The sequence below is a fragment of the Candidatus Stygibacter australis genome, from assembly GCA_030765845.1.
Lineage (GTDB): Bacteria > Cloacimonadota > Cloacimonadia > Cloacimonadales > TCS61 > Stygibacter > Stygibacter australis.
This window is the reverse complement of the sequence record JAVCDJ010000111.1, coordinates 1-4909: the sequence shown is the minus strand read 5'-3', so window position 1 is coordinate 4909 and position 4909 is coordinate 1. Positions and strand designations below refer to the sequence as shown.

Annotated in this window: 2 protein-coding genes; one reads left to right on the top strand and one right to left on the bottom strand. The window is 38.3% G+C overall.

Translation table 11 applies throughout. The annotated features are described in order from the left end of the window. Positions 1-1686: hypothetical protein (locus RAO94_05745; GenBank protein MDP8321833.1), on the bottom strand; the 1686-nt coding region annotated here is incomplete at its 3' end. Positions 1687-2540: 854 nt separating this feature from the next. Between RAO94_05745 and RAO94_05740 the strand changes: the two genes are divergently transcribed. Then, on the top strand, positions 2541-4909 hold a 2369-nt coding region (locus RAO94_05740), incomplete at its 3' end, for a tetratricopeptide repeat protein (GenBank protein MDP8321832.1).

Here is a 4909-nt window from a genome sequence, read left to right as displayed (position 1 = left end):
CAGGATCACCAGATCACCATAATTGAAAGTATAATTCACACTAATTTGCCATTCTATGGTTGTGTTAGCCCTTATCAATGACCAGGTCTGGGTTCTGATTTCCAGAAGATCATCCATCACTCCTTTGACAATGGCATCTTCCACATGTTGGCTCTCTTCCAGAAAATATCCTAACCAGTTATCTGCATTAGCAGTAAGGTCATCAAATTCGTAATATGGGTCCATTAGATATCCACCAATATAAAATTGCCAGTTTGTTTGAACTTTAATACCTCTAAAGCTGAAAAATGGATAATTAAGAGGTGTCCATTCAAGATCACCTTCATCGTTTACTCCTTCACAAACTTCATCACCAGTTTCGGGATTCCACTGATCAAAGATATCTACAACATTAGGCACGGTACTCCAGAATGCATCCATCGCAGCATCAGGGCAGAGATAATCGTATTGCCCACCATTATTAACCCCGTCAGAAACATCCAGCCTGGGATAGCAAATCCATCTGTAAGTTACTCTGGTCATATCAAAATGATCTCTTTGATAAGGGTAAATGCCCATATCTGCAGGGCTGTAATCATCATCTTCATCAGCATTAGGATCCCCAGTATCAATACAGCCGCTGCCCCACTTGATGTGATAATCATCATTAGCTGCTGAAACAAAATCAGGATCACTGGTTATACAGTTTGAAAGATCTGCATTTGAGTTATCACAACCATTTTTCAGGCAAGAGTAATTGATATCACAAGTGTAAGTGGATGTGGAAATATTTGGTGAAGCTTCAGAAAAAATGCTATTCTCAATTAAAGCTGATTTGTAATAATCATAATCAGTACCCAAATCTAATCCCTTGGCTCCATTTCCGGTAGTTACTGCATTGTTTGCAATGGTACTGAAATCTATCTCAAGTACCGGTAAGGTTTGACTTGAACAACCTGGGTAATATATTGCTCCGCCATAATCATCTGCAGTATTTTCGTAAAAAATACTCCGAGAAATAGCTAAATGCTTACAACCTTCACTTCTATAATCAAAACATATCGCTCCACCTTTTCCTGCAGTTGCTTCATTGCTATAGAATTCACAATTATCAATTATTACTGATGAATTATATGAGTATATTCCACCACCATTATCCGCTTCATTATTCCTGAAAATACAGTTCTCTATTGTTGATGTGCTCATATTAAGGGTATATAATCCCCCACCATTATTATCATCACCATTGTGTTCAACAATACAATTCAAAATATCTGCATATACTCTATTAGCACGAATTCCCCTGGTTCCATTCTTTACAGTAAAGCCATTCAATTCCACATCAAAGTTAACTCCACCAGCGTTTCTATAAAAACTCACTGCTACATCATTCTGCCCATAAGCATCTATTACAGTGTTTTCCACATCCTCCCAATTACCGCTAACACTGTAATTACTCCTGATAACAACTGGTATATAAGTCTGGTTTGCATAATTTCTGATTGCTTCATAATATATTCCCGGATATACAAATATAACATCTCCAGTTGAATACACATTAATTGCATTCTGTATTCCATCAAAATGAGTTGTACCCCATCCTGGAGTAGTCGAGGTATAATCATCATCTACGTAGAGGGTAATAGCACATAGCAATATGGGTAATAGCATAATTAATGCTAAAATATAAATTTTTCCTTTACACATAATTATCTCCTGTGTAATTTAAAACTGTTTTATCGTTTCATAGCTGCCTGTTCATTCATAGTGTTCAGGCAGTTCTTTATTTTTATGAAATCAAAATCAATAAAATTAATCCGTAAACATGTTTATCAATCGTATCGCTTCAAATATTTGAAGCCACCTGATCAGCCAAATTTAAATCTATCTTCCTGGTGAATCCATAACAGTCTCCAGTATTCGTATAATTCTACTGCCCTATATATATATATATATAGTAAATTAGAGAATCTTTGTTCTTGCCGTGTTTTCCACTCATTTATGTTTCCTCAATAGATATTATCTCTTTTTTGATTCAAATCCGAATATGGTACATCTGCCAAAATGCTGTCAAGACAATAAAATTATTTTTGTTAAAGAATGTATTATATCATAATATAGAATTAGCACCCTGCCAGTTATACGTTATGGCGATGTACTCATCGAAATGACTTGAGAAGGATTCTGTTTTACCCCGGTCTTAAGTTAGTCAGGAAATACCATCCTAATTCAATACCCACTCCCCGCCAAGCAGAAGTTTTGACTTTGATTTAGATATCAATTCCTAAATCCCAGACCAGGGATGGTCTGGATACAACAAAATCATCCTAAACAGCCTCTATCACTACGTCCATAGCGTCCATCCAGTCCATTTAGTCCCTACTAAGTGCCTATAAGGTTGCCGGACAGACCACGGCATGACATTATAATGTTATGCCGTGGTCTGTCCGGCAACTTTATAGGTGGTCAAAATCTTCCTGATTGACAGAAAATTACTTTACAGTGGGGTGGTATAGTTAAAAAGTATGCCATCAGGTAATTAAAACTGTAATGGAGGAAAGATGAAGCATTTATTGCTTATCATAATACTATTGATCCCCCTGGCATTGTTCTGCGCCAGTTATCAATTTGCCCTGGAATTATATCAGGATGGTTTATATGAAGAAGCTATCGTGGAATTTCAAAAGGTAATCGATGAATATCCCACCAGTGAGGAAGCAGAAACCTCCCTCTTTTATATTGGTGAAAGCTATAGAACTCAGGAAAACTGGGCAAAGGCGGAATCGTCTTTTGCCAGGTTAATGCGAGCTTATCCGGGAACTGATAAGCCAGACCGTTATCAATATTATCTTGCCCTGATGCAGTATGAACAGGATAAATATCAGGAAGCAGTCACCCAGTTTGAAGATCTGATCGAGAATTATCCCAATTCACAATACAGCAAACTGGCACTTGTGGATTATGTGAACTGTTATTATCTGCTGAATGATTATCGCAGCACGATCCTACATGGAGAACTTCTGGTGCGGAATTACAGTGAAAATGATCAAGTGCCGGAACTTCTACTGTTGGTAGCTAAAGCGAGTTTTGCTGATAATAATGCTGATAAAGGCAGGCAGATAATGAAGCAGATTGCTGATGATTATCCTCAATCGGATGCTCGCTGGCAAATGATCGATCTGCAGATGGAGCTTCTGGAAAAGGAAAAAGGCATTCAGGCAGTGATAATTGAGCTGGAGAAGATACTGCTGGAGACAGTACCGCGACAATATGAAAAGCGAATGCGGCAGCGGCTGGTAAATGATTATCTGGAAACAGAGAACTATCAGTCAGCCATGCAGAATCTGGAAGAAATGGTGGAGAAATATAATAATGCTGATGATCTGGATGAGCTCATCCTGCAATATTTGAATACAGCGCTGCAATTGAAGCAGTATGCCAAAGTAACTGACAATCGCCAGCTTTTTGATAAAGTGATGCGTGAAAGCGAGTTGAAAGGCAAGTATGAACTGGCAATTGCCTGGGGATATTTTTCAGCAAGAAATAGTGGTGAAAGCCAGAAAATAGTAGATAAACTGCTATCTGAGGAAAATACAGGGGAGCTACAGTCAGAAACTTATTATCTTGCGGGGAAGATTGCCGAAAAAAAGGGGCGCTATAAGGAAGCAATAGATTACTGGCAGAAAATATTACCGTTTAATCCAGAAAATGCTCCTCAGATACTTTTGGATATCGGTTTTATTTACCATAGCCGATTTAATAATTATGATATGACCATGAATTATTGCAGACAGATCATCACAAATTACTCAAATCCCCATTATCAGTTTATAGCAAAACGCCTTTTAGCTGATTGTTACAGTAAACTGGGTGATTATGCCGAAGCACTGAGAGTATTGGAAAGCATCAATCTGAAAGAGGCGGAAATTGAAGGTCAGGAATATTACATAAAGAAGAGTATTGAGTATATCCGCAAATATGAACTGGAAGATTATGAGCAGGGTTTCAAGAAATTATTGAATTCACTCTCTACTTATCTTGAGTATAATAATCCGGCATTATTGCAGGAAAATCTGGCAGAAATCCTGGCGTATGATCTGAAAGATTTTGCCAGGGGAGCGTCGCTATTATCAGCAAGCAGTCCGGAAACCGGCTATCGAAAAGCACTAATTCTTTTGAGCCAGGCAGAAAAAATTGCCTCAACCTATATCATCATGGATAATATGGGGAATGCTGGTAATGAAAAAGCACCCTATGATGACCTGCTCTTAGAAGTTAATACCATATCCTTTAATCTGGGTGACACTTTGCCTGAAGACAGAAAAGAAGAGATCAAAATCAAAAAACTACTCATTATCAGTGGGCATGGCAGAGACGTTGTTTCCCGGCAGGAAAATTACTTGAAAAAATATCCCGATGGCGAAGCCTATAATGAATTTTTACTGGAACTGGCAGATAAATATGAAGCAGATAAAGATACCTTGAAATTAGTTGAAGCATGGCAAAACCTGCATAAGGATGATCGGATATCAGAAGGGGAATATTTTCGGACTCAGATCAAGCTGGCAGAATATTATTATCATTCAGGTAATACCCAGGCAGCTTATGAGAAATACAGCCAGTTTCGCAATGAAATCACTTACAACCAGCCGGAAGTTATGTATCACTTTGCCCGGGTGGAATTTGAGCATGGCAGCAAACTTGGTGTTTTAGGCTCACTTCTATTTTTGATAGATAACGTGCCAGGCTTTGCTTCTTATAATGAAGCACTGCTATTTTTGATTAATGGATTGCGCTGGGCTGATGAACGGCTGAAAGCAGTGGAATATGCTCAATATGTACCTGAAGAGATGCGTGATGCAGAATTTTACCAAGAGATGGCAGATGACTATCTGCGTTATGACAAACTGGAAGAAGCTAAGACAAGCCT